Below are 19578 nucleotides of genomic sequence, written 5' to 3' on the forward strand. Positions count from 1 at the left end.
GCCCGGCAAACGCAATTCCTCATGCCGCGACAAATAAACCCAAGATTGCACGATACGCCCCTTGAATACGCCTAAAGGATAGGTAAAACCGCAGCGACTATTCACGGTTCTGTGAGGCGGCACCCCTCGTGTTTTCTCCACGGAACGCCCCTTGCGTAACGATCAACACCGAAAGACCCCTTATGAAGAAAGCCTTTTTCATCCTGCCCGCCGCCATCGCCCTCGCGGCCTGTACCCAGAGCATGGAGATCACCCAAAAGCCCGTCGATTTCGCCCATGTCAGCACCAAGAACAAGGTCGTGCGCCTGAGCGCCGTGCCGGTGCGCACCTATGCCAAGGGCGAAGACGGCAAGAGCAAGGAAATCGGCGGTGCGGTCTGCACGATCAAGTCCGACGAGTTCAAGACCAGCTTCACCAGCCCGGCCATCGTCCGCTTCCCGACGACCGAAGGCAAATCCGCGCCGCTCGACGTGGCCTGCAAGCTGGATGAGAAAACCGCCACCGGCACGCTCGAGCCCAAGCTGCACGCGAACTACGCCTCGGTCACCTCGGGCACCCATGCGGGCGCCGCCCTCTTCGTCACGCTGGTGGCTGCCGCAGCGACCCACGCCGTCGCGACCGAGCGGGACCACTGGGCCTTCGTCAAGGATCCCGAAAGCGGCCTGCATTTCACCCTCAAGTGATCCGCGCGCGTCGCGATTGCACACCACCGCGATACCGACGCAATACCGACGTGATACAGAAATGAAAAACGGGGCCCTCAGGCCCCGTTCTTTTTTGCTCTGTCGGTCGGTTTACTTGCCGCGCACCGTATCGATCATCAACTGCACATTCTCCGGGTCCGCATCCGGCGTGATGCCGTGACCAAGGTTGAAAATATGCGGGCCGGAGCCAAGCGCCTCGACGATCTTGCGGGTTTCATCGACAAGCGCCTGCCCGCCCGTAACCATATGGGACGACTTGAGATTTCCCTGCACGCAGCCATCTTTCTGCACATGCTCGGCCACCCAGTCTGCGCTCACCGCGTCATCGACTGCAACGCAATCCGCCCCGGTCGCCTTGGCAAAGCCCTCATAGCGTTCTCCCGCACCGCGCGGGAAGGCGATGACCGGAATGCCCGGATGCCGCTCCTTGAGCGCCGCGATGATCTTCTTCGCAGGCTCAAGCGCATACTTGTCGAAATCCGCCCCCTTAAGCGACCCGGCCCAGCTATCAAAGATCTTCACGACCTCCGCGCCCGCCTCGATTTGTTTCGACAGGTAGTCAATCGTGCCCTCGGTGAGCAATTCGATCACCTGATCGAACAGCGCCGGGTTGCTATCCTTCAACGCATGCGCCGGGCCCTGATCCGGCGTGCCGCGACCCGCGATCATATAGGTCGCCACGGTCCAGGGCGCGCCCGCGAACCCGATAAGCGTCGTCTCTTCCGGCAATTCGCGCGACAGGATGCGCACCGTCTCGTAGACCGGGTTCAGCGTCTCATGAATCTCGCCCGCCGCTTTGAGCTTGTCGAAATCCGCTTGGCTTTCGATCGTCGAAAGGCGCGGGCCTTCCCCGGTCACGAACCAAAGATCCGCCCCAAGCGCCTGCGGCAGCAAAAGGATATCGGCAAACAGGATCGCCGCATCGAACCCATAGCGGCGGATCGGCTGAAGCGTGACTTCCGCCGCCAGTTCCGAGTTATAGCAAAGCGACAGGAAATCCCCCGCCTCGGCCCGCGTCGCGCGATATTCCGGCAGGTAACGGCCCGCCTGACGCATCATCCAGATCGGGGGCGTGTCGAGCGTCTCGCCCGCAAGCGCGCGCAGAATTTTCTTGGTCGTAGCCATGTGCGGTCTCTCCTCTTTGCCGTCTGTAGGTCTCGCCACAGCGACGAGATGTCAAGCATGGATGACTTGAAAGGACAACCTGCCGCGACTAAGAGTTCGGGCCATGACATTGACCCTGCCCTCCCCCGACTCGCCCCTCAAGATCGGCACCCGCGGCTCCCCGCTCGCCTTGGCACAAGCGTATGAGACACGCCGCCGCCTCGCAGCGGCGTTCGACCTGCCCGAAGAGGCGTTCGAGATCGTCATCATCAAGACGACGGGCGATGATGCGGCGCTGATCGCCAAGGACAAGCCGCTCAAGGAGATCGGCGGCAAGGGTCTCTTCACCAAGGAGATCGAAGAAGACCTCCTGTCGGGCAAGATCGACATCGCCGTGCACTCCATGAAGGACATGCCGACGCTGCAACCCGAGGGTCTTTTGCTCGACACCTACCTGCCGCGCGAAGACACGCGCGATGCGTTTGTCTCTTCCAAGGTCAAAACGCTCGCCGACCTGCCCAAAGGCGCCGTTGTCGGCACCTCCTCGCTGCGCCGGCGCGCCCAGCTTCTGAACTTCCGCCCCGACCTCAACGTGGTCGAATTCCGCGGCAACGTGCAGACCCGCCTCAAGAAACTCGAAGATGGCGTGGCCGAATGCACCTTCCTTGCCATGGCCGGGCTGCACCGTCTCGACATGGCCCATGTCGCAGCCTCCGCAATTGCCCCGGAAGAGATGCTGCCGGCCGTCGCCCAAGGAGCGATCGGCATTGAGCGGCGCGCGGATGATCGCCGCACGGCCGAGATGCTCGAGGCCATCCACGACACGCAAACGGGTCAGCGCCTCGCCGCCGAACGCGCTTTCCTCGCCGCGCTTGACGGGTCTTGCGAAACCCCGATTGCCGGGCTGGCAGAACTTGACGGCAATACCCTGCGCCTGCGTGGTCAAGTGCTGCGCCCTGATGGCTCCGAGAGCCTCTCCGACGACCGCACCGCCCCAATCGAGGATGGCGCCGCGCTCGGTCGCGAAATGGCCGAATCACTTCTCTCGCAGGCCGGTGCAGGCTTCTTCGACTGGCGATGCTAGCCACCACGGCATCGCGATGCCCAAATAGGACAGGCTTCGAACTGCGCCGAAAATGCGGCGAAAACAAAGGGATCCGACCGGATTTCCCTTAACAAAGTCCTAATTTACCCAAAAGCCCTTCCACATTTGGACACTTTTTCTTGGCCTACTGCCGTTGGAAACGTGTTCGGAGGGAAGAGCATGAATGCAGCAGCTATCACCGATCTGACGGTCGGGCCGGTCAAGAAACGCAGTATCAAAACGTCGCGCCACGATCAGACATATCGCGCGCGTGAAACCGAAGGGTATTTTCGCACCACGACCCAAAGCGAAGCGGTCCTGCGCTTCATTGGTATCGTGATCGTGCTAGGTGCCTTCATTCAGTGGCTATTGCCCAACGGGGAAAGCATTGAGATGGTGATGACCAAGGTTGGCCTTGCCGTCGCGTTCTCGATCATCGGCCTTGCGCTCTACACTTTCACCATGCGGGGGAGCCGCTATGAAATCGCGCTGGACCCGACCGACCTGAGCTTGACGCTCTCGCGCCTCGATCGCCGCGACAATGTCCGCAAAGCGCGCAAATTCCCCCTCAGCGAGATCAAAAGCATCTATGTGCTCAAAGGGGATGGCGTCGGCGTGCCGTCAAAAATGCGCCTCCGCCTCCGTCACGAAAACGCCGAAATCACCGCCCTGCGCGGACGCTATGAAGACGTGGAGCTTATGCACCGCGCGCTCTGCCGAAGCATCCGTCAACTCCGCGCCTGACCGTCCCCCCGGCTCAGACCCACTTCGCCATCGGCGGCAGGCTCATCAGCACGGCATTGGCGTCGTGCCCGGTCTCAAGGCCGAACTTCGTGCCCCGGTCATAGACGAGGTTGTATTCCGCATAGAGGCCGCGATGCACGAGCTGCGCGTCTTTCTCTGCCTCGCCGAACGCATCGACGCGGCGTTTCTCGACAAGCGGCACAAAGGCCGGAAGGAACGCCTTCCCGACATCTTGGATAAACGCGAAATCCGCCTCCCAGTCACCGCTGTTGTGGTCATCAAGGAAAATCCCCCCGACACCCCGCGCACGACCCCGGTGCGGCACATAGAAATACTCATCCGCCCAAGCCTTGAGGCGCGGATAATGCGCCTCGTCATGGCGGTCACAATGCGCCTTCTGCACATTGTGGAAATGTGCGGTGTCCTCGTCATACTCAAGACAGGGGTTGAGGTCCGATCCTCCCCCGAACCACCATCCATGCGGGGTCCAGAACATGCGCGTGTTCATGTGAACAGCCGGGCAATGCGGGTTTTGCATATGCGCCACAAGGCTGATCCCGCTAGCCCAGAAACGCGGGTCATCCTTCATGCCCGGAAAGCCCTTGCGCGCCGCCATCGCGGCCTGCGCACGTTCGCCGAGTTCGCCATAGACGGTCGAGACATTGACGCCGACCTTCTCAAACACGCGCCCGCCGCGCATCACCGACATCAATCCGCCGCCCGCATCCGAGCCATCGGCACTCGCGCGCGTGGTTTCGGTGACATCGAACCGCCCCGGCGCCTGATCGGCAAAAGGCCCTTCGGCGTGACTATCCTCGAGCATCTCGAAGGCGGTAACGATCTGGTCCCGCAACTCCCGGAACCACGCGGACGCGCGCGCCTTTTCGCTTTCCATCTGGTCGCTCATCGCGTCCTCCCTGATCCTATTTTCTAGGCGTTCAATGCGCCGGAGCCGCCACAGGATCAACAAGCGTGCGCCCGCCATCCACCGTGATGATCTGCCCGGTCATGAACCCTGACCCTTCCGACGCCAGATATTGCACCGCTTCCGCAAGCTCCCCCGGCCCCGCAATACGGCCAAGCGGTGTGTTGTCCTCGATGGTCTCGCGGAACTCGCTGTGATCCTTGAGCATGTTCTGGAGGCTCGTGGACATCACCGATCCGAACGCCACGGCGTTGACCCGGATCTTATGCGGCGCGAGGGCAACCGCCATCGCGCGCGTCATCTGGTCAAGGGCAGCGGTCGACACAGAATAGGCCATAAGGTCCGGATGCGACCGGCGCGAGGCGATCGAAGACAGGTTGACGATTGCACCCGCCTGTTTGCCGGGTTCGTTCCCCTCGGCCTGTTTGATCATGCGCTTGGCCACATATTGCGACAGGCGCAGCGAGGTCATGAGGTTCTGGTCGAGCATGGTTTCGACCGATTTGTCATCCGGATCGAGCGCATCCGAGCGGATCACCTGCCGACAACCGTTGACGAGGATGTCCACCGTATCAAACGCATCAATCGTCGCGGAAAGCAGATTGGCAATCGTAAGCTTCTCGCGCAGATCGCCCGCGAAATAACGGATATTGCCCTCTTCCTTGTTTTCGCCGACCTCTTCGACAAGCCGCTGTTCGTCCATGTCGGCGAACATCACATTGGCACCATGGTCTGCAAAGTGACGCGCCACGGCAAGGCCGATCCCATTCGCCGCACCGGTCACGATGGCGGTCTTGCCTGCAATCGAGAAAGACATGTCTTAACTCCTGTGATTCTCTTGAGCAGCTTACGCGCTAACCCCGTCTCACGCGAGACGGGCGCGCAGCGTGAAGCACCTTGAACCGGCCGTCGCCAGCGACTTCCTCCACTGCGCCAAACCGCTCTCTGAGCGCCGCCTCGTAAGGCAAGTGGCGGTTCGCGACAAGCCAAAGCTGCCCGGTCGGGGCAAGCATGCGTGCCGCCGCCGCGATAAAGGCTTCTCCAAGTGCGGGCTCTGCACTGCGTCCGGTATGAAACGGCGGGTTCATCACCACCGCATCCATCCGCGCCCGCGCTTCCCAAGTCGTCGCATCCGCCCAATGAAACTCCGCCCGCGGATCCGTCACATTCTCGCGCGCACAGTCGAGCGCGACGTGATCGGCCTCTACAAGGTACAGCGTTTCAACCGTCTCCCGCGCAAGGATTTCCCGCGCGAGATAGCCCCACCCTGCGCCAAGATCGGCAACATTCCGTCCGAGTTTCGCCGGCAACGTCTTCGCCAGAAGCCTTGAAGCCGGGTCGATCCCGTCCGCCGAGAACACGCCCGCGCGCGTCACGAACCCATCGACCTGCGTAGGCACCGCGCGCCAATCGTTGAAATCGCCGCCCTGGAACCAAAAGAGCTTGCCATGCGCCTTCGACAGCACGCCGCCAATCTCTGCCCGTTTCTTGCACTCTTTCAGTAGGCTATCCGCGCCTTCGGTCTTTTGCCCATCCACGATCACAAGATCGGCCACCGCCACGGCCCTTGCGATCAGGTCGCGTGCAAGCTGTTTGGCGCGCGGCAAAAAGACGATGGCCGCGCCATAGCGCCCTGCCTCCACCACGTCACAGGCATAGCCCGCCCGGCGAAACGCCTCGTAATCGACGCGGTTCGGCTGAATGATCCGCACCCTTGCGCGCTCCAACGCGCCAAGGTCGGCGCCCGCGCGCGGGGCAAAAACGGCGATCTCACCTTCGGGCAGGTCAAAACCATGCCCTTCAAGGGCGAGGGTCAAACGCGATTGGGACATGGGCTCTCAACGATCCGCAGCGGGATCATTCCTTTTCCATGGTGCATTGCAAAGGATGCTGGTGGCGACGCGCGAAATCCATCACCTGCGTCACCTTGGTCTCGGCGATCTCGTGGCTGAATACGCCAACCACGGCCACCCCCTTCTTGTGCACCGTAAGCATGATCTCGAACGCCTGCGCATGTGTCATGCCAAAGAACCGCTCAAGGATATGCACGACGAATTCCATCGGCGTGTAATCGTCATTCAGCAGAAGAACCTTGTAGAGCGGCGGGCGCTTTGTTTTGGCGCGCGTCTGCAGGGCAACACCAAGGTCGCCATCATCACCATCATCGGCGGACATATGAATCGGCTCGAAAGTCATGACCTGGCGCGTTGAGACTCCTGTTGTCGCTCTGAGCGATCTATATAACCTGTCATGCACCTGAGAAAAGAGGCAGGGCAAGGGAATTGCGAGGCTATCATGCAACAGAGCCTGACAACGATCGGTTTTGACGCGGATGACACGCTCTGGCACAACGAGCGTTTCTTCCGCATCACACAAGATCGCTTTGCCCGCCTTCTCGCCGACTATACCGAACGCGATCACCTCGAAGACCGCCTGCTCGCCGCCGAGAAACGCAACCTCGGACACTACGGCTTTGGCATCAAGGGCTTTGTACTTTCCATGATCGAAACCGCGATCGAAGTGACCGAAGGCAAGGTGCCCGCCGCCGTGATTGCCGAGTTGATGGAGGCCGGGCGCGAAATGCTCGAACACCCGATCGAGCTTTTGCCCCATGCCCGCGAAGCGATTGAGGCGCTCGCCCCCGATTATCGCATCCTCTTGATAACCAAAGGAGATCTGATCGACCAAGAGCGCAAGCTCGCGCAATCGGGCCTTGGCGATCTCTTCGATGGGGTGGAAATCGTCTCGCATAAGACCACCGAAACCTATGTCGAGATCTTCGCCAGACATTGCCAAGACGCCTCGCGCGCCATGATGGTTGGCAACTCGCTGCGCTCTGATGTGATCCCGGTGATCGAGGCTGGCGGCTGGGGAGTGCATGTCCCGCATGATCTCACATGGAGTCTCGAACACGCCGAACCACCCCGCACCGCGCCGCGGTTTGCCGAAATTTCGAGCTTGGAAGATCTTCACGATTTCGTGCTTAGCGTGCGCTGACGGAACGTCACCTTCCTAAAAAGTCGCCTCTCTTGGGGGGATGATTTCGCGACCCCCAACATCTAGGTGACCCACACCCCACACCTACCTTTGGATAGTAAACCAATACTTTATCAGGGTGCGGAGCTGTGTTAGCGTCATGTTAACAAAAAGCCGAACCGGAAAACCGGCGGCACGAGGCAGTAAGGGCAGTTAAGGTGAAGGTTCGGCAGATTCCGCCGGCTCGATTCGGGCTATTGGCATTCGCATCATGTCTCTGGATGTTGACTCTGACTCTCGCGGTCAGCGCAGCCCCTTATGCTGCGATGGTGATGGATGCCCGCAGTGGCGAAGTCCTGCATTCCCGCAACGCAGACACCCGCCTGCACCCGGCTTCCCTGACCAAGATGATGACGCTCTATATCGTCTTTGAGGCGGTCAAGAACGGCGAGATCACCCTTGATACCCAAGTGCGTATTTCCCGCAACGCCGCCAGCGAGCCGCCGTCCAAGCTCGGCCTGCGCTCGGGTCAGAAGATCAAGCTACGCTACCTGATTCGCGCTGCGGCGGTGAAATCCGCCAACGACGCTGCGACCGCGCTTGGTGAGGCCATTGAAGGCTCCGAAGCCAAGTTCGCCCGCCGTATGAACCGCACCGCCCGCGCCCTTGGCATGACCAACACGACATTCAAGAACGCGCACGGCCTGACCGAGAACGGACACATGTCCACGGCGCGGGATATGACGATCCTCGGGCGGCACCTGCTCTACGACTACCCTCAGTATTACAACCTGTTCTCGCGCCGCTCGACCCATGCCGGGATCAAGACCGTGTCCAACACCAACCGCCGCCTTCTTGCCGCCTATCGCGGCGCCGACGGGATCAAGACGGGCTATACCCGCGCTGCCGGGTTCAACCTCGTGGCGTCTGCCGAGCGCGGCAACGAACGCGTGATCGCAACAGTCTTTGGCGGCCGCTCCTCAACCTCGCGCAATGCCAAGGTCGCGGAACTGCTTGACCTCGGCTTCCGCCGCGCCCCGAGCCGTGTCGCCCTGCGCAAGCCAAGCCCGCCGCAATACAACGGCCTGCGCAAAGCCGGCAAGACGATCCGCGTCACCACAGCCGTCAAGCGCAGCTTGCGCCCGGTCCTGCGCCCTGTGCGCAGCGAACAAGAGACCGCCCCTGTCCTTGTGGCAGAGGCCGCGACACCAGAGGCAACCACGCCCGCCGCCACAGAGGCCACAGTCGTCGCCACCGCACGCACTATAGAATATGACATCCAATCCGCCCTGATCGAAGCGCGCGGCGCGGCCCCCGTACCCGAAACCGTCGCGACAGAAGCGCTCGACACGCCACAGGTCGTTACGCGCCTTTCAACCTCTGGTGGGCGGCATTGGGGTATCAACGTGGGCCGCTACCCATCCCGCTACGCTGCCGAAAAAGTGCTGTTGAAAACCGCCCTGACCGAGATGAGCACATTGGACGGCACCCTACGCAAGGTCGTGCAGGGAAATCGGGGCTACGAGGCGAACTTCGTCGGCATGACCCGCGAAACCGCCGACCTCGCCTGCCGCCGCCTGCAAGCGCGCCAGATCGCCTGCTTCACCATCGGCCCATCCTGAACGCAAAGAAGGCCCTCGCAAGGGCCTTCGGCATTCTGCAATTCCGCGAGAGTATCAAGGTTTGGGATGATCGTCCCATTCGCCGCTCAGGATGCGGCGTGCATCGCCTTCGGGGTCGTCATACTGGTTCGACTTGACCGTGTAGACAAAGGCGAGAAGCCCCACGCCGCCAAGCAGGATCGAGATCGGGATCAGATAGGACAGGACTTGCATTCGCGGATTACCTCAGGCGCAGCGCATTGAGCGAAACTGTAATCGAAGACGACGACATGGCCAAGGCCGCGATCAATGGCGTCGCCAGCCCCGCCACCGCAAGCGGCACGGCTATGATATTGTAGACCGTCGCGATGCGGAAATTCTCGCGGATACGTTTCGTCGCCGACCGTGCCGTCGCGACCGCATCGGCAATCGGGCTCAGGTCGCCGCCAAGCAGCACGATATCCGACGCCACCCGCGCCGCATCAAGCGCCGAAGCCGGAGAGATCGACACATGCGCCGCGGCAAGCGCCGCCGTATCGTTGAGCCCGTCGCCCACCATCAACACGCGCTTGCCTTCGTCGGTCATGGCCTGCACGCGTGCCGCCTTGTCCTCGGGAAGCGCCTCAGCGATCCATTTCGTGATGCCAAGACGCACGGCAAGTGCCTCGACCGCGCCGGTGCTGTCGCCCGAGACAAGAAGCACATCCTTGCCCGAGCCCAGCAATCCGCGCACCGCCTCTTCCGCACCATCGCGCAGACTATCGCTAAAGGTAAACGCACGCGCCGCGCCGTCCCCGACCGAGAGAAACGCCGAGGTCTGCGCCAAGGGCTGCGTCCCGATCCAGGCCGCCCGGCCAAGCCGCACGCGCGTATCGCCAACCTTGCCTTGGGTGCCATAGCCCGGCACTTCCTCAATCTCGCTGACCTTTGCGGGTTTGATCCCCGCCTCACGTGCTGCATCGGCAAGCGCCATACTCAACGGATGAGACGACCCCATCGCCAGCGCCAGTGCGATCTCAAGGTCTCGGCGCGGGAAATCGCCAAGGTTTTCAACCTGCGGCGTCCCCGCTGTGAGCGTCCCGGTCTTGTCAAAAACAACCGTGTCCACCTCGGCCAGCCGTTCAAGCGCGGTCGAATGTTTGATGAGCATCCCCTTGCGGAAAAGCCGCCCCGAGGCCGCCGTCGTCACCGCCGGCACGGCAAGCCCGAGCGCACAGGGGCAGGTGATGATGAGAACCGCCGCCGCGATATTGAGCGCCGTGCGCATATCAAACGTGTAGAGATACCAACCCACGAAAGCGAGCGCCGACAGGATATGAACCCCCGGCGCGTAGAGTTTCGCCGCCTTGTCCGCAAGCGAGGTATAACGACTGCGTCCGCTCTCCGCGATGGCCACAAGGTCCGCCATCCGGTGCAGGCTCGTCTCCTCACCCACCGCCGTGGCGCGCACGACCAGCGGCCCGGTGAGGTTGACCTCGCCCGCGCTGACGCCAAAGCCCGGCTCGGCAAAGACCGGCACGGTCTCGCCGGTAAGAAGCGACCGGTCAAGCTCGGACTGCCCCTCGACAATCTCGCCATCGACGGGCATCCGCCCACCGGGGCGCACGAGGATCATATCCCCGACCGCCAGTTCGCTGACCTGAACGGTTTCTTCCTCCCCATCGCGCACCCGGATCGCACGTGGCACCTCGAGCGCGGCAAGCTCCTCCGCCGCCGACCGCGCCACGGCGCGGGTTCGATGGTCAAGGTAGCGCCACGCCAAAAGGAAAAACGTCAGGGTCAGGGCCGCATCGAAATAGGCATGTTCCCCCGAAAGGGTCGTCTCCCAAAGAGATGTCGCCACCGCGAGCACGATGGCAAGCACGATCGGCACATCCATGTTGAGCCGCTTATGCTTGAGCGCCGACCAAGCGTTGACGTAAAACGGCTTGCCTGAGAACACGATGGTCGGCAGGGCAATCGCCGCCGAAATCCAATGGAACATGTCCCGCGTCGCCGCTTCCGCCCCGGACCAGACCGACACCGACAAAAGCATCACGTTCATCGACGCAAACCCCGCCACGGCAAGCCGCATCAGAAGATCGCGCCCCGCCTTGTCCGATGCCGTCGACGACAGCGTGCCGACATCAAGCTCATGCGCCTCATACCCGATCCGCTCGAGCACCCCGATCAGGTCTGCCGCGCTGACCTCCGCATCGGCTTCGACCGAGGCCCGCTTAAGCGTCAGGTTGACCCGCGCGGAATGCACGCCCGGCGTCTTGTTGAGTTCCCGCTCGACCGCGGAAATACAGGCCGCGCAATGCACCGTCGGCAGCGAAAGCGCGAGACGCGCCTCCTTGTCCTCTGCCATCTCGGCCAGCGCCTCTGCCGCCGGGGCGGCGGAACAGGCGGGACAGGCCGAAGCCTGGGGGCGCATTGCGGCGGTCATGCTTAGCTTTCCTTCTTCACGCGAAAGACGACGCGCTGGATGAACTCAGTGCCATCCGCCGACGTGGCCTTCATGCGAATGTTCCAGTTGCCCCGCCCAAGCGGCACCGCCGCGACATAGGCCGCGCCGTCAAACTGAAAGTCGGGGGTCACATCGTCTTTGACATGGGTCGGACGGCCCACCACGGCCTCAAGGGTGTTCGGCTTGATCGCCCCGCCCTCCTCGTCCGTGATCGCAAGGATCAGGCGCCCGTCCACATAGTCGGCATTGACCTGCCAACCAAGCGCGAGCTGGTCATGCAGGCGGGTGTTGAACTCCTGGCTTGCGACATAGGAGTTCTTGACCTCAAGCCCGGGGAAGGTCCGCACCGCCGAAACGGCAAGCGCGACATTCACCGCGATGATGATCCCGAAAGCACCGACGAAGATCATCGCCACGTGCTTTCCGGTAAGTTTCTTCTCTGCCATCAGTTGGCCTTTCCGTTGAACACGGTGTCTTTATACACGCGATCGGCGTTGGTTGTATCCTCGACCCACATGCGGAAATCCGTGCGTTCAGAATGTGCCGCGTCCGACTCTGGCGGCGCGAGGACATAGACCCGCTGAAGTTTCATCTCATCCGCAGGCACATCCACGACCGAACCTTCGACGCCTTCAAGGCGCACCACGAGCGTATCATCGCCTGTCACGCTGATCTTGAAGGGACGTTCCTCGCCATGCTTGTTGCGCAGGCGCACCTCATAGGTGTTGCGGATCGTGCCATCGGATAGGGTTACGAAAGTCGGGTTGCGCACCGGCGCGACTGTCAGGTCGATATCCGAGCGCATGAAGAGCGCCACAACAAGCCCCACCCCGACAAGCGACCACAGGGTCGTGTAGAGGATGGTGCGCGGCCGGAAGATATGCTTCCAGATGTTCTTGGGCGCGCCACCGGCCCGCTCGGATGCCTCATCCGAGAGCGCCATATAGTCAATGAGACCGCGCGGCTTACCAACCTTTTCCATCATCTCGTCACAAGCATCGATGCAGAGCGCGCAGGTGATGCATTCGAGCTGTTGCCCGTCGCGAATGTCGATCCCCACCGGGCAGACGTTGACGCAGGCCATGCAATCGATGCAATCGCCAAGCGCGCTATCTTCCGTGCGTTTGCCTTTCCCGCGCGGTTCCCCGCGCCATTCGCGATAGGCGACGGTGATGGTGTCTTCGTCCATCATCGCGGCCTGAATACGCGGCCAGGGGCAGGCATAGATACAGATCTGTTCGCGCGCGATGGCGCCAAAAAAGATCGTGGTGCCGGTCATCACGGCGATGGTCGTATAGGCAATCGGGTGCGCCGTGCCCATCACAAGATCAACAAGAAGCGTCGGCGCATCGGTGAAGTAGAATACCCACGCCCCGCCGGTCGCGGCACCGATCAACACCCACGAGAGGTATTTCGTAATCCGAAGCCGGACCTTGCGCAGATCCCATTTCTTCTGACGATGCAGGCGCAGCCGCGCGTTGCGGTCGCCTTCGATCCATCGTTCCACAAGGATGAACAGGTCGGTCCAGACGGTCTGCGGGCAGGCATAGCCGCACCAGACCCGCCCAAAGGCCGACGTAAAGAGGAAAAGGCCGAGGCCGGCCATGATCAATAGGCCCGCGACAAAGTAGAATTCGTGCGGCCAGATCTCGATCATGAAGAAAAAGAAGCGACGATTCGCAAGGTCGATCAGGACCGCCTGATCCGGCAGGCTCGGCCCGCGATCCCAACGGATCCACGGGGTCAGGTAGTAGATGCCAAGGGTAAAGGCCATCAGGTACCATTTCAGGTTCCGGAATTTACCACTGACTCGCTTGGGAAAAACTGGCTCCCGGGCGGCATAAAGGCCCGGTTCTTGGTCGGTCGTGCTCACAGGACTCACTCGCGCTTTGGAATTGGCTACCTGCCGTTCTGAACCCTAAGCCGCCCACTGGCTTTGATATGGGTCAAACATTTCCGCGAATCTGATATTTCAAATGCAGGTTTGCTAGGCTATCCTGAGCGCAGCAACCGTGTTGCCTGCGTCTCTCCACGTCATTGCAGTTCTGCGAGTGGGTGGTAGCATGGTTCGGTAGGTGTCGGCTTTCCAGGAAACGCGCGAACAGGACGGAAAGCCGACACTCCTTGCCTCTCCGAAAAATCGGCGGCAACCCGAAAGGCCCTTCGTCTCGCAAGCGATGATTCCGAACCCGGTATGGCCTGACATTCACAGATACGCCGCCGCGCTCCCTTGACCCAGATCAAACGGCGCGACATTTCTGTCTTTTGCCGGCGCATTTCCGTCAGAAAGGCAGACACCCCCCGAAACTTCAGAAAGGCCCCGGCAAAAGCCAGCGCCAAAGCCTCTTTCGCAGAGGTGGCTCTCAAATGTGGGGGGAAAGAAAAAAGCGCCGGTTTTCCAGGAAACGCGCGAACAGAACGGAAAACCGGCGCTGAACCGAGGGCGTTGCCGCCCCCGGAATTCTTCAAGCTGCGATCACTCGCCGCCACCAAGCTGGTGGACATAGACCGCGACGGCACGGATCTGTGCCTCGGTCAGACGGCCCGCTTCGGACGCTTCTTCCGACCAGGGCGGCATCACGCCGTAACGGCTGTAGGTGACGGTCTCCTTGATGGTGTCGTAGTCGCCACCATAGAGCCAGATCGCGTCGGTCAGGTTCGGAGCACCCTGTGCCCGGTCGCCGGTGCCGTCTTCTGCGTGGCAGGCGGTGCACTCATTGAGGAACACTTCCTGCCCTGCATCGACGAGCGAGGCGTCCATCGGAGCCTGCCCCGACAGGGTCATCACGTAGTTGACAACCGCGTCGATCTCTTCGGCCTCGAGGTAATCATCACCAAATGCCGGCATCTCCGAATAACGGGCGTCGCCGTCATCCTCGTTGCGGATACCATGCGAAATGGTGGTGTGGATCGCCTCGATGTCACCACCCCAGAGCCAGTCGTTGTCGAGCAGGTTCGGGTAGCCCACGGCACCTGCCGCACCAGACCCGTGGCACTGTGCGCACCAGGTCTTGAAAACGGCGGCCCCTGCCGACACCGCATAGCCCTGAAGTTCCGGGTCCGACGTGATTTCCGTCAGTTCCGCAGCTTCGAGCTTGGCGTTGATCGGGCCGAGCTTTTCTTGTTGCTCGGCGATATCGGCCGCGACATTGCCGCGAGTCGAGAAGCCGATCAGACCGGCAGTCGAGTCCTTCAGGCCGGGCCACGCAGGGTATGCGATCGAATAACCGATGCCCCACACGATACAGGCGTAGAAGATATAGACCCACCACTTGGGAAGCGGATTGTTATATTCTTCAATGCCGTCCCAGGAATGGCCGGTCGTCTCGACCTGGTTTCCTTTTTGAACAGGTTTCTTACTCATGTCCTCGCCTCCTTATCCGTGGCGGGTTTGTCGTCGTGCCGGAACGGGATGCTTGCCGTGTCCTTGTATTCCTTCGACGCACCCGGGCGAAAAACCCAGACGATGACGCCAATGAAGAAAGCAAACAGGAACAGAAGCATCCAGCTGTCGGCAAATTCACGCAGAAGGGAATATGTTTCCATGACCCTTCCCCTTAACGGTGCGCGTCTGGCGTGAAGGTCGAGAAGTCAACCAGAGTGCCCAGCATTTGCAGGTAGGCAATCAGGGCATCTGCTTCCGAAACACCATCTTGGCCGTCGAAGTTGCGCACGATGACGCTCTCTTCGCCATACCGCTCCAGCAGACCGTCATAGTCGCTGTCGGGGTCGGCCTGTGCCGCAAAGTCAGCCTGAGCGTTCTCGAGCATCTCGTCGGTGTAAGGCACACCAACCAGACGGTTCGTCGCGAGAACATCCTGGATGTACTTCCCGTCGATCATGCGGTTCTCGAGGAAGCCGTATTTCGGCATCACCGATTCAGGCACAACCGACTGCGGGTCACGCAGGTGGTCCACATGCCACTCATCCGAGTAACGGCCACCAACCCGCGCGAGGTCAGGCCCCGTGCGCTTGGAGCCCCACTGGAAGGGGTGGTCATACATGGACTCTGCAGCCAGCGAGTAGTGACCATAGCGCTCCACCTCATCGCGCATCGGGCGGATCATCTGCGAGTGGCAGACGTAGCGCCCTTCACGGATGTAGATGTTGCGGCCAGCCATTTCGAGGGGCGTGTAGGGACGCATGCCCTCCACTTCCTCGATGGTGTTTTCGAGCCAGAACAGCGGTGCGATTTGCACGATGCCGCCCACGGTCACGACCAGGAAGCTGAAGATCAGCAGGAGGGTCGCGTTGGTCTCGAGGATTTTATGTTTATCGAGAATAGCCATGCTCCGGCCCTCCTTATTCAGCCGGGACTGCAGTAGCGAGCGACTCTTTGGCCGGCGCTTTACGTACAGTCATCCAGAGGTTGTAAGCCATGATGATGGCGCCGAGCAGGAACAGGCCACCGCCAGTTGCACGCACGACATACATCGGGAATTTGGCTGCCACAGTGTCGGCGAATGCGTTCACGAGGAAACCATTGGCATCGACTTCGCGCCACATCAGGCCTTCCATGATACCCGTCACCCACATCGACGCTGCGTAGAGCACGATGCCGATCGTGGCGAGCCAGAAGTGCCAGGACACGAGGCTGAGCGAGTAGAGACGCTCACGCTTCCACAGCACCGGAACCAGATAGTAGAGAGCACCGAAGGTGATCATACCGTTCCAGCCAAGAGCACCAGAGTGCACGTGACCAATGGTCCAGTCAGTGTAGTGCGACAGCGAGTTCACCGCGCGGATCGACATCATCGGACCTTCGAAGGTCGACATGCCGTAGAAACCGACCGAGATGACCATCATGCGGATGATCGGGTCGGTGCGCAGCTTGTCCCATGCGCCCGAGAGCGTCATCAGGCCGTTGATCATACCGCCCCAGGACGGCATCCAGAGCACGACCGAGAACACCATGCCGAGGGTCGACGCCCAGTCCGGCAGCGCGGTGTAGTGCAGGTGGTGCGGGCCAGCCCAGATATAGATGAAGATCAGCGCCCAGAAGTGGATGATCGACAGCTTGTAGGAGAAGACCGGACGTTCAGCCTGTTTCGGGATGAAGTAGTACATCATGCCGAGGAAGCCTGCGGTGAGGAAGAAGCCCACGGCGTTGTGGCCGTACCACCACTGCGTCATGGCGTCCTGAACACCAGAGAACACCTGCACCGACTTGGAGCCGAAGATCGACACCGGGATGGCGAGGTTGTTGACCACGTGCAGCATCGCCACGGTGACGATGAAGGACAGGTAGAACCAGTTGGCCACGTAGATGTGCGGCTCTTTGCGCTTCATGATCGTGCCGAGGAAGACCGCCAGATAGGCCACCCAGACGATGGTGAGCCACCAGTCAACGTACCATTCCGGCTCTGCGTATTCCTTGCCGTGCGTCGCGCCGAGCACATAGCCGGTCGCGGCAAGCAGGATCACGATCTGGTAGCCCCAGAATACAAAGCTCGGAAGACCGCCGCCCCAAAGACGCGCGGCGCTGGTGCGCTGAACGACATAGAAGGAGGTGGTGATGAGGGCCGTGCCGCCAAAGGCGAAAATCACCGCGCTGGTGTGCAGCGGGCGAAGACGACCGAAGTTCAGGTAGCCCTGCGCCCACTCGAAGTTGAGCGCCGGAAAGGCCAGCTGCGAGGCGATGACAACACCGACCAGGAAGCCGACAACACCCCAGAAAGCCGTGAGGGCAACACCGATCCGGATTAGCCCGTCATTATACTCATTCTGAGGTGCGACAGTTTTGTCACCTACCTTGCGCAGGTGATAAATAAAGAGGCCACCTGCGATCACGGCCACCAAGATGGCGTGAACGAGATAGGCCAGATCGCGCGCATAGTTTGCTGCGACCAACGCCAGAAGCGTGACCAGAGCAAGCGCGATCAGCTTGATATAATTCAACATTTTGCGTCCCTTCGTCTTGCCGCGCGCGATTCGAAAGCGTTACGGCGGATTTAGACTAGGTTCCTTTTCGGTCGCCCCCCCTTTCAATGCCTTGATCTGTGTCAAAGCAGAATGGTTCCAAGTTGGACCAATCATGGAGACAGGACACGGCAGACACCTGCCCACCCCGGAAACGCCATCCCACGGAGATCGAAATGGCCTTCAAATCAATGCTGTCGGTGCTGACCAATCTAGAGCTCGCGGACACCGTCCTTGCTCAGGGCGTTGCGCTCGCCCGTGGCGCCGATGCTCACTATGACGCCTTCTGCCTTGGCGTCGATCGTAGCCAGACCGGGTATTACTATGCCGGGGCCAACGCGATGATCCTTCAGGAGACCCTCAACCGCGCCAAGACGGAAAGCGAAGAACTCGAGGAAAAGGCCATCGAAGTCCTGCGCGCCTCTGGCGTGCGCTGGGGGGCCGAAACCGGCGTCGCCCAGATTGCCGACCTTGGCCGCCATGTCGCCGCCCATGCCCGGTTCGCGGATCTGGTGATCCTGCCGAAACCCTATGGCAAAAACATCGGTGCCGAGGTTGAGCCAACCATCGAGGCCGCTCTCTTCGAGGGCCAGGCACCGGTGCTTGTCGTGCCGGAAAACACCACACCGATCACCGCGCCCAAGCGGATCACCATCGGTTGGAACGAAAGCAGCGAGGCCTTGGTCGCCGTGCGCGCCGCGATGCCATTCCTGCAAGCCGCAGACTCGGTGCGCGTTGTGGTCATCGACCCGCCGACACACGGGCCGCACCGTTCGGATCCGGGCGGTCTCCTGTCGCAGTTCCTGTCGCGTCATGGTGTGCGTGTCGAGATTGATGTGCTCTCCAAGACCCTGCCACGCGTGTCCGACGTTCTTATGCGCCACGCCAAGGATACCGAGGCCGACATGGTCGTGATGGGCGCCTATGGGCATTCCCGCTTCCGCGAAGCGATCCTCGGCGGCGCCACACGCAACATGCTCGAGCAGGCAGATATCCCTGTCTTCATGGCGCATTAACCCGTTTCAGCGGACACGCCCCGCAGGAGGCTTCCCATGGGACTGCATGTCCTTGTTCAACTTGGTCTTTTCTTTCTCCTGACATTCGCAGGGATCGGCGTCTTGCTGGTCGGTCTCGGCGTCATGAAATGGGGCAATGGGCAAGAGCTGCGCCATTCCGGTGGCGCGGCGAAAGACGGCAAACCCGCCGACAAGACCTGAGACAGCCCCCCCCAAGAACACGAAAGCCGCCCCTCGGGCGGCTTTTCCTCTTGCGCAGCGCGCAGGCGACTAGACCATCATGCCGCCATCGGTGTCGTCTCCGGCCTCTTCAAGAAGGCGGCCGAGATCGGGAATGGTCACGTGGCGTTTGCCTTCGAGGTGGATCACCCCATCGCGCTTGAGCGCCGACATCTGCCGACTCACCGTCTCAAGCGTCAGGCCAAGATAGTCCGCCATTGCCTCGCGCGTCAGCGGCAGATCAAAGACCAACGGCCCTTTGCCCCCGGCAAGTTTCAGCGACGCATCGCGCCGCGCAATGATCGAAAGAAGCGACGCAATCTTCTCACGCGCTGTCTTGCGGCCAAGGACGAGCATCCATTCGCGCGCCGCATCCAACTCGTCGAGCGTCATCTCAAGCAGGCGCTGCGCAATATGCGGCGTTTCCACCATCATCCGCTCGAACGGTTTCTTACGGAAACAGCACATGACGAGTTCCGTCGTCGCCACCACGTCATAGGCCGCGGAATCCCGTCCCGGACGGCCGACGAAATCGCTCGGCAGCAAAAGGCCGACCATCTGCGTGCGCCCGTCTTCCATGGTTTGCGTCAACGAGGCGATTCCCGACACCACGGAGCCGACGAAATCCATCTGGTCTCCCGACCAGACAACCGTCTGACCCGCCTCAAAGGTGCGGTAATACTTCACCTCTTCGAGCGCTTCGAGCTCGGCACTGTCACAGCGCGCGCAAACCGCGCGATGGCGGATTGGGCAATCCTCGCAGTGCTGCGTATGGTGGCTTAACTGATCGTTTGGCATTTTCATGTTCGCGCTTGATCTGGGTCAAGGCTTTCCCTG

General features: G+C 61.1%; 21 protein-coding genes. 7 read left to right on the forward strand and 14 right to left on the reverse strand.

Annotation, left to right across the window (positions count from 1 at the left end):
• Nucleotides 1–182 precede the first annotated feature (182 nt).
• Nucleotides 183–683, forward strand: a complete 501-nt coding sequence (locus MK745_RS00530; protein WP_243611319.1) for a hypothetical protein — start codon at nucleotides 183–185, stop codon at nucleotides 681–683.
• 111 nt (nucleotides 684–794) lie between these two features.
• On the opposite strand, the gene hemE is transcribed toward MK745_RS00530, so the two are convergent.
• Nucleotides 795–1829 carry a uroporphyrinogen decarboxylase gene (gene hemE, locus MK745_RS00535; protein WP_243611320.1) on the reverse strand — a complete coding sequence of 345 codons (1035 nt, stop codon included), beginning with the start codon at nucleotides 1827–1829 and terminating at the stop codon, nucleotides 795–797.
• Nucleotides 1830–1932: 103 nt separating this feature from the next.
• Here hemE and hemC point away from each other — a divergent pair, with 103 nt between their 5' ends.
• Nucleotides 1933–2892, forward strand: coding sequence for a hydroxymethylbilane synthase (gene hemC / locus MK745_RS00540; RefSeq protein ID WP_243611321.1), 960 nt, complete (start codon nucleotides 1933–1935; stop codon nucleotides 2890–2892).
• Between the two features lie 180 nt (nucleotides 2893–3072).
• A complete protein-coding gene (locus MK745_RS00545) occupies nucleotides 3073–3636 on the forward strand; it encodes a hypothetical protein (protein WP_243611322.1) in 564 nt (187 codons plus the stop codon).
• A gap of 13 nt (nucleotides 3637–3649) precedes the next feature.
• Here MK745_RS00545 and hemF read toward each other — a convergent pair whose 3' ends face one another.
• Genes hemF through clpS form a run of 4 tightly spaced genes read right to left on the reverse strand, consistent with a single transcriptional unit; the run spans nucleotide 3650 to nucleotide 6757 of the window.
• The gene (gene hemF, locus MK745_RS00550; protein ID WP_243611323.1) at nucleotides 3650–4543 is read right to left on the reverse strand and encodes an oxygen-dependent coproporphyrinogen oxidase; all 894 of its coding nucleotides are present in this window, start codon (nucleotides 4541–4543) and stop codon (nucleotides 3650–3652) included.
• Nucleotides 4544–4574: 31 nt separating this feature from the next.
• Complete coding sequence (locus MK745_RS00555) at nucleotides 4575–5378, reverse strand: SDR family NAD(P)-dependent oxidoreductase (protein ID WP_243611324.1); 804 nt, start codon at nucleotides 5376–5378, stop codon at nucleotides 4575–4577.
• Between the two features lie 37 nt (nucleotides 5379–5415).
• A complete protein-coding gene (locus MK745_RS00560; RefSeq protein ID WP_243611325.1) occupies nucleotides 5416–6393 on the reverse strand; it encodes a class I SAM-dependent methyltransferase in 978 nt (325 codons plus the stop codon).
• Between the two features lie 25 nt (nucleotides 6394–6418).
• Nucleotides 6419–6757, reverse strand: a complete 339-nt coding sequence (gene clpS / locus MK745_RS00565) for an ATP-dependent Clp protease adapter ClpS (protein WP_411028131.1) — start codon at nucleotides 6755–6757, stop codon at nucleotides 6419–6421.
• Between the two features lie 99 nt (nucleotides 6758–6856).
• On the opposite strand from clpS, the gene MK745_RS00570 reads away from it, so the two are divergent.
• On the forward strand, nucleotides 6857–7558 hold the full coding sequence (locus MK745_RS00570; protein ID WP_243611326.1) for an HAD family hydrolase: 702 nt from the start codon (nucleotides 6857–6859) through the stop codon (nucleotides 7556–7558).
• A gap of 260 nt (nucleotides 7559–7818) precedes the next feature.
• On the forward strand, nucleotides 7819–9159 hold the full coding sequence (locus MK745_RS00575; protein WP_243611327.1) for a D-alanyl-D-alanine carboxypeptidase family protein: 1341 nt from the start codon (nucleotides 7819–7821) through the stop codon (nucleotides 9157–9159).
• Between the two features lie 54 nt (nucleotides 9160–9213).
• On the opposite strand, the gene ccoS is transcribed toward MK745_RS00575, so the two are convergent.
• The 8 genes from ccoS to ccoN all read right to left on the reverse strand — a co-directional run bounded on the left by ccoS (nucleotide 9214) and on the right by ccoN (nucleotide 17488).
• Nucleotides 9214–9372 carry a cbb3-type cytochrome oxidase assembly protein CcoS gene (ccoS, locus tag MK745_RS00580; RefSeq protein ID WP_243611328.1) on the reverse strand — a complete coding sequence of 53 codons (159 nt, stop codon included), beginning with the start codon at nucleotides 9370–9372 and terminating at the stop codon, nucleotides 9214–9216.
• A 7-nt stretch (nucleotides 9373–9379) separates the two neighbouring features.
• The gene (locus MK745_RS00585) at nucleotides 9380–11566 is read right to left on the reverse strand and encodes a heavy metal translocating P-type ATPase (RefSeq protein WP_243611329.1); all 2187 of its coding nucleotides are present in this window, start codon (nucleotides 11564–11566) and stop codon (nucleotides 9380–9382) included.
• Between the two features lie 2 nt (nucleotides 11567–11568).
• Entirely contained in the window at nucleotides 11569–12033 is a 465-nt protein-coding gene (locus MK745_RS00590; RefSeq protein ID WP_243611330.1) for a FixH family protein, read from the reverse strand.
• Nucleotides 12033–13460 carry a cytochrome c oxidase accessory protein CcoG gene (gene ccoG / locus MK745_RS00595; RefSeq protein WP_243611331.1) on the reverse strand — a complete coding sequence of 476 codons (1428 nt, stop codon included), beginning with the start codon at nucleotides 13458–13460 and terminating at the stop codon, nucleotides 12033–12035. Before ccoG ends, MK745_RS00590 begins: the two co-directional genes overlap by 1 nt.
• Before the next feature lie 603 nt (nucleotides 13461–14063).
• Nucleotides 14064–14951 (reverse strand): cytochrome-c oxidase, cbb3-type subunit III, encoded by an 888-nt coding sequence (gene ccoP / locus MK745_RS00600; RefSeq protein WP_243611332.1) that lies wholly within the window; start codon nucleotides 14949–14951, stop codon nucleotides 14064–14066.
• Entirely contained in the window at nucleotides 14948–15133 is a 186-nt protein-coding gene (locus MK745_RS00605) for a cbb3-type cytochrome c oxidase subunit 3 (RefSeq protein ID WP_243611333.1), read from the reverse strand. The genes ccoP and MK745_RS00605 overlap by 4 nt, the downstream gene beginning before the upstream one ends.
• Before the next feature lie 11 nt (nucleotides 15134–15144).
• A complete protein-coding gene (gene ccoO / locus MK745_RS00610) occupies nucleotides 15145–15876 on the reverse strand; it encodes a cytochrome-c oxidase, cbb3-type subunit II (RefSeq protein ID WP_243611334.1) in 732 nt (243 codons plus the stop codon).
• A gap of 13 nt (nucleotides 15877–15889) precedes the next feature.
• The gene (gene ccoN / locus MK745_RS00615) at nucleotides 15890–17488 is read right to left on the reverse strand and encodes a cytochrome-c oxidase, cbb3-type subunit I (protein WP_243611335.1); all 1599 of its coding nucleotides are present in this window, start codon (nucleotides 17486–17488) and stop codon (nucleotides 15890–15892) included.
• A gap of 194 nt (nucleotides 17489–17682) precedes the next feature.
• On the opposite strand from ccoN, the gene MK745_RS00620 reads away from it, so the two are divergent.
• Nucleotides 17683–18522, forward strand: a complete 840-nt coding sequence (locus MK745_RS00620; RefSeq protein WP_243611336.1) for a universal stress protein — start codon at nucleotides 17683–17685, stop codon at nucleotides 18520–18522.
• A gap of 36 nt (nucleotides 18523–18558) precedes the next feature.
• Nucleotides 18559–18723 carry a hypothetical protein gene (locus tag MK745_RS00625; protein WP_243611337.1) on the forward strand — a complete coding sequence of 55 codons (165 nt, stop codon included), beginning with the start codon at nucleotides 18559–18561 and terminating at the stop codon, nucleotides 18721–18723.
• Between the two features lie 69 nt (nucleotides 18724–18792).
• Here the strand turns inward: MK745_RS00625 and fnrL are convergent, their stop codons facing one another.
• Nucleotides 18793–19539: a transcriptional regulator FnrL gene (gene fnrL, locus MK745_RS00630; protein ID WP_243611627.1), complete on the reverse strand. Its 747-nt coding sequence runs from the start codon at nucleotides 19537–19539 to the stop codon at nucleotides 18793–18795.
• Nucleotides 19540–19578: the final 39 nt, after the last annotated feature.

Origin of the sequence: Shimia aestuarii, from assembly GCF_022814865.1 — a bacterium.
GTDB classification, from domain to species: Bacteria; Pseudomonadota; Alphaproteobacteria; order Rhodobacterales; family Rhodobacteraceae; genus Shimia; species Shimia aestuarii_A.

Bases quoted from the DNA above. Each gene is read 5' to 3' on its own strand.
- MK745_RS00530 (WP_243611319.1), top strand. From the start codon at position 183: ATGAAGAAAGCCTTTTTCATCCTGCCCGCCGCCATCGCCCTCGCGGCC.
- hemE (WP_243611320.1), bottom strand. From the start codon at position 1,829: ATGGCTACGACCAAGAAAATTCTGCGCGCGCTTGCGGGCGAGACGCTC.
- hemC (WP_243611321.1), top strand. From the start codon at position 1,933: ATGACATTGACCCTGCCCTCCCCCGACTCGCCCCTCAAGATCGGCACC.
- MK745_RS00545 (WP_243611322.1), top strand. From the start codon at position 3,073: ATGAATGCAGCAGCTATCACCGATCTGACGGTCGGGCCGGTCAAGAAA.
- hemF (WP_243611323.1), bottom strand. From the start codon at position 4,543: ATGAGCGACCAGATGGAAAGCGAAAAGGCGCGCGCGTCCGCGTGGTTC.
- MK745_RS00555 (WP_243611324.1), bottom strand. From the start codon at position 5,378: ATGTCTTTCTCGATTGCAGGCAAGACCGCCATCGTGACCGGTGCGGCG.
- MK745_RS00560 (WP_243611325.1), bottom strand. From the start codon at position 6,393: ATGTCCCAATCGCGTTTGACCCTCGCCCTTGAAGGGCATGGTTTTGAC.
- clpS (WP_411028131.1), bottom strand. From the start codon at position 6,757: ATGACTTTCGAGCCGATTCATATGTCCGCCGATGATGGTGATGATGGC.
- MK745_RS00570 (WP_243611326.1), top strand. From the start codon at position 6,857: ATGCAACAGAGCCTGACAACGATCGGTTTTGACGCGGATGACACGCTC.
- MK745_RS00575 (WP_243611327.1), top strand. From the start codon at position 7,819: ATGTTGACTCTGACTCTCGCGGTCAGCGCAGCCCCTTATGCTGCGATG.
- ccoS (WP_243611328.1), bottom strand. From the start codon at position 9,372: ATGCAAGTCCTGTCCTATCTGATCCCGATCTCGATCCTGCTTGGCGGC.
- MK745_RS00585 (WP_243611329.1), bottom strand. From the start codon at position 11,566: ATGACCGCCGCAATGCGCCCCCAGGCTTCGGCCTGTCCCGCCTGTTCC.
- MK745_RS00590 (WP_243611330.1), bottom strand. From the start codon at position 12,033: ATGGCAGAGAAGAAACTTACCGGAAAGCACGTGGCGATGATCTTCGTC.
- ccoP (WP_243611332.1), bottom strand. From the start codon at position 14,951: ATGAGTAAGAAACCTGTTCAAAAAGGAAACCAGGTCGAGACGACCGGC.
- MK745_RS00605 (WP_243611333.1), bottom strand. From the start codon at position 15,133: ATGGAAACATATTCCCTTCTGCGTGAATTTGCCGACAGCTGGATGCTT.
- ccoO (WP_243611334.1), bottom strand. From the start codon at position 15,876: ATGGCTATTCTCGATAAACATAAAATCCTCGAGACCAACGCGACCCTC.
- ccoN (WP_243611335.1), bottom strand. From the start codon at position 17,488: ATGTTGAATTATATCAAGCTGATCGCGCTTGCTCTGGTCACGCTTCTG.
- MK745_RS00620 (WP_243611336.1), top strand. From the start codon at position 17,683: ATGGCCTTCAAATCAATGCTGTCGGTGCTGACCAATCTAGAGCTCGCG.
- MK745_RS00625 (WP_243611337.1), top strand. From the start codon at position 18,559: ATGGGACTGCATGTCCTTGTTCAACTTGGTCTTTTCTTTCTCCTGACA.
- fnrL (WP_243611627.1), bottom strand. From the start codon at position 19,539: ATGCCAAACGATCAGTTAAGCCACCATACGCAGCACTGCGAGGATTGC.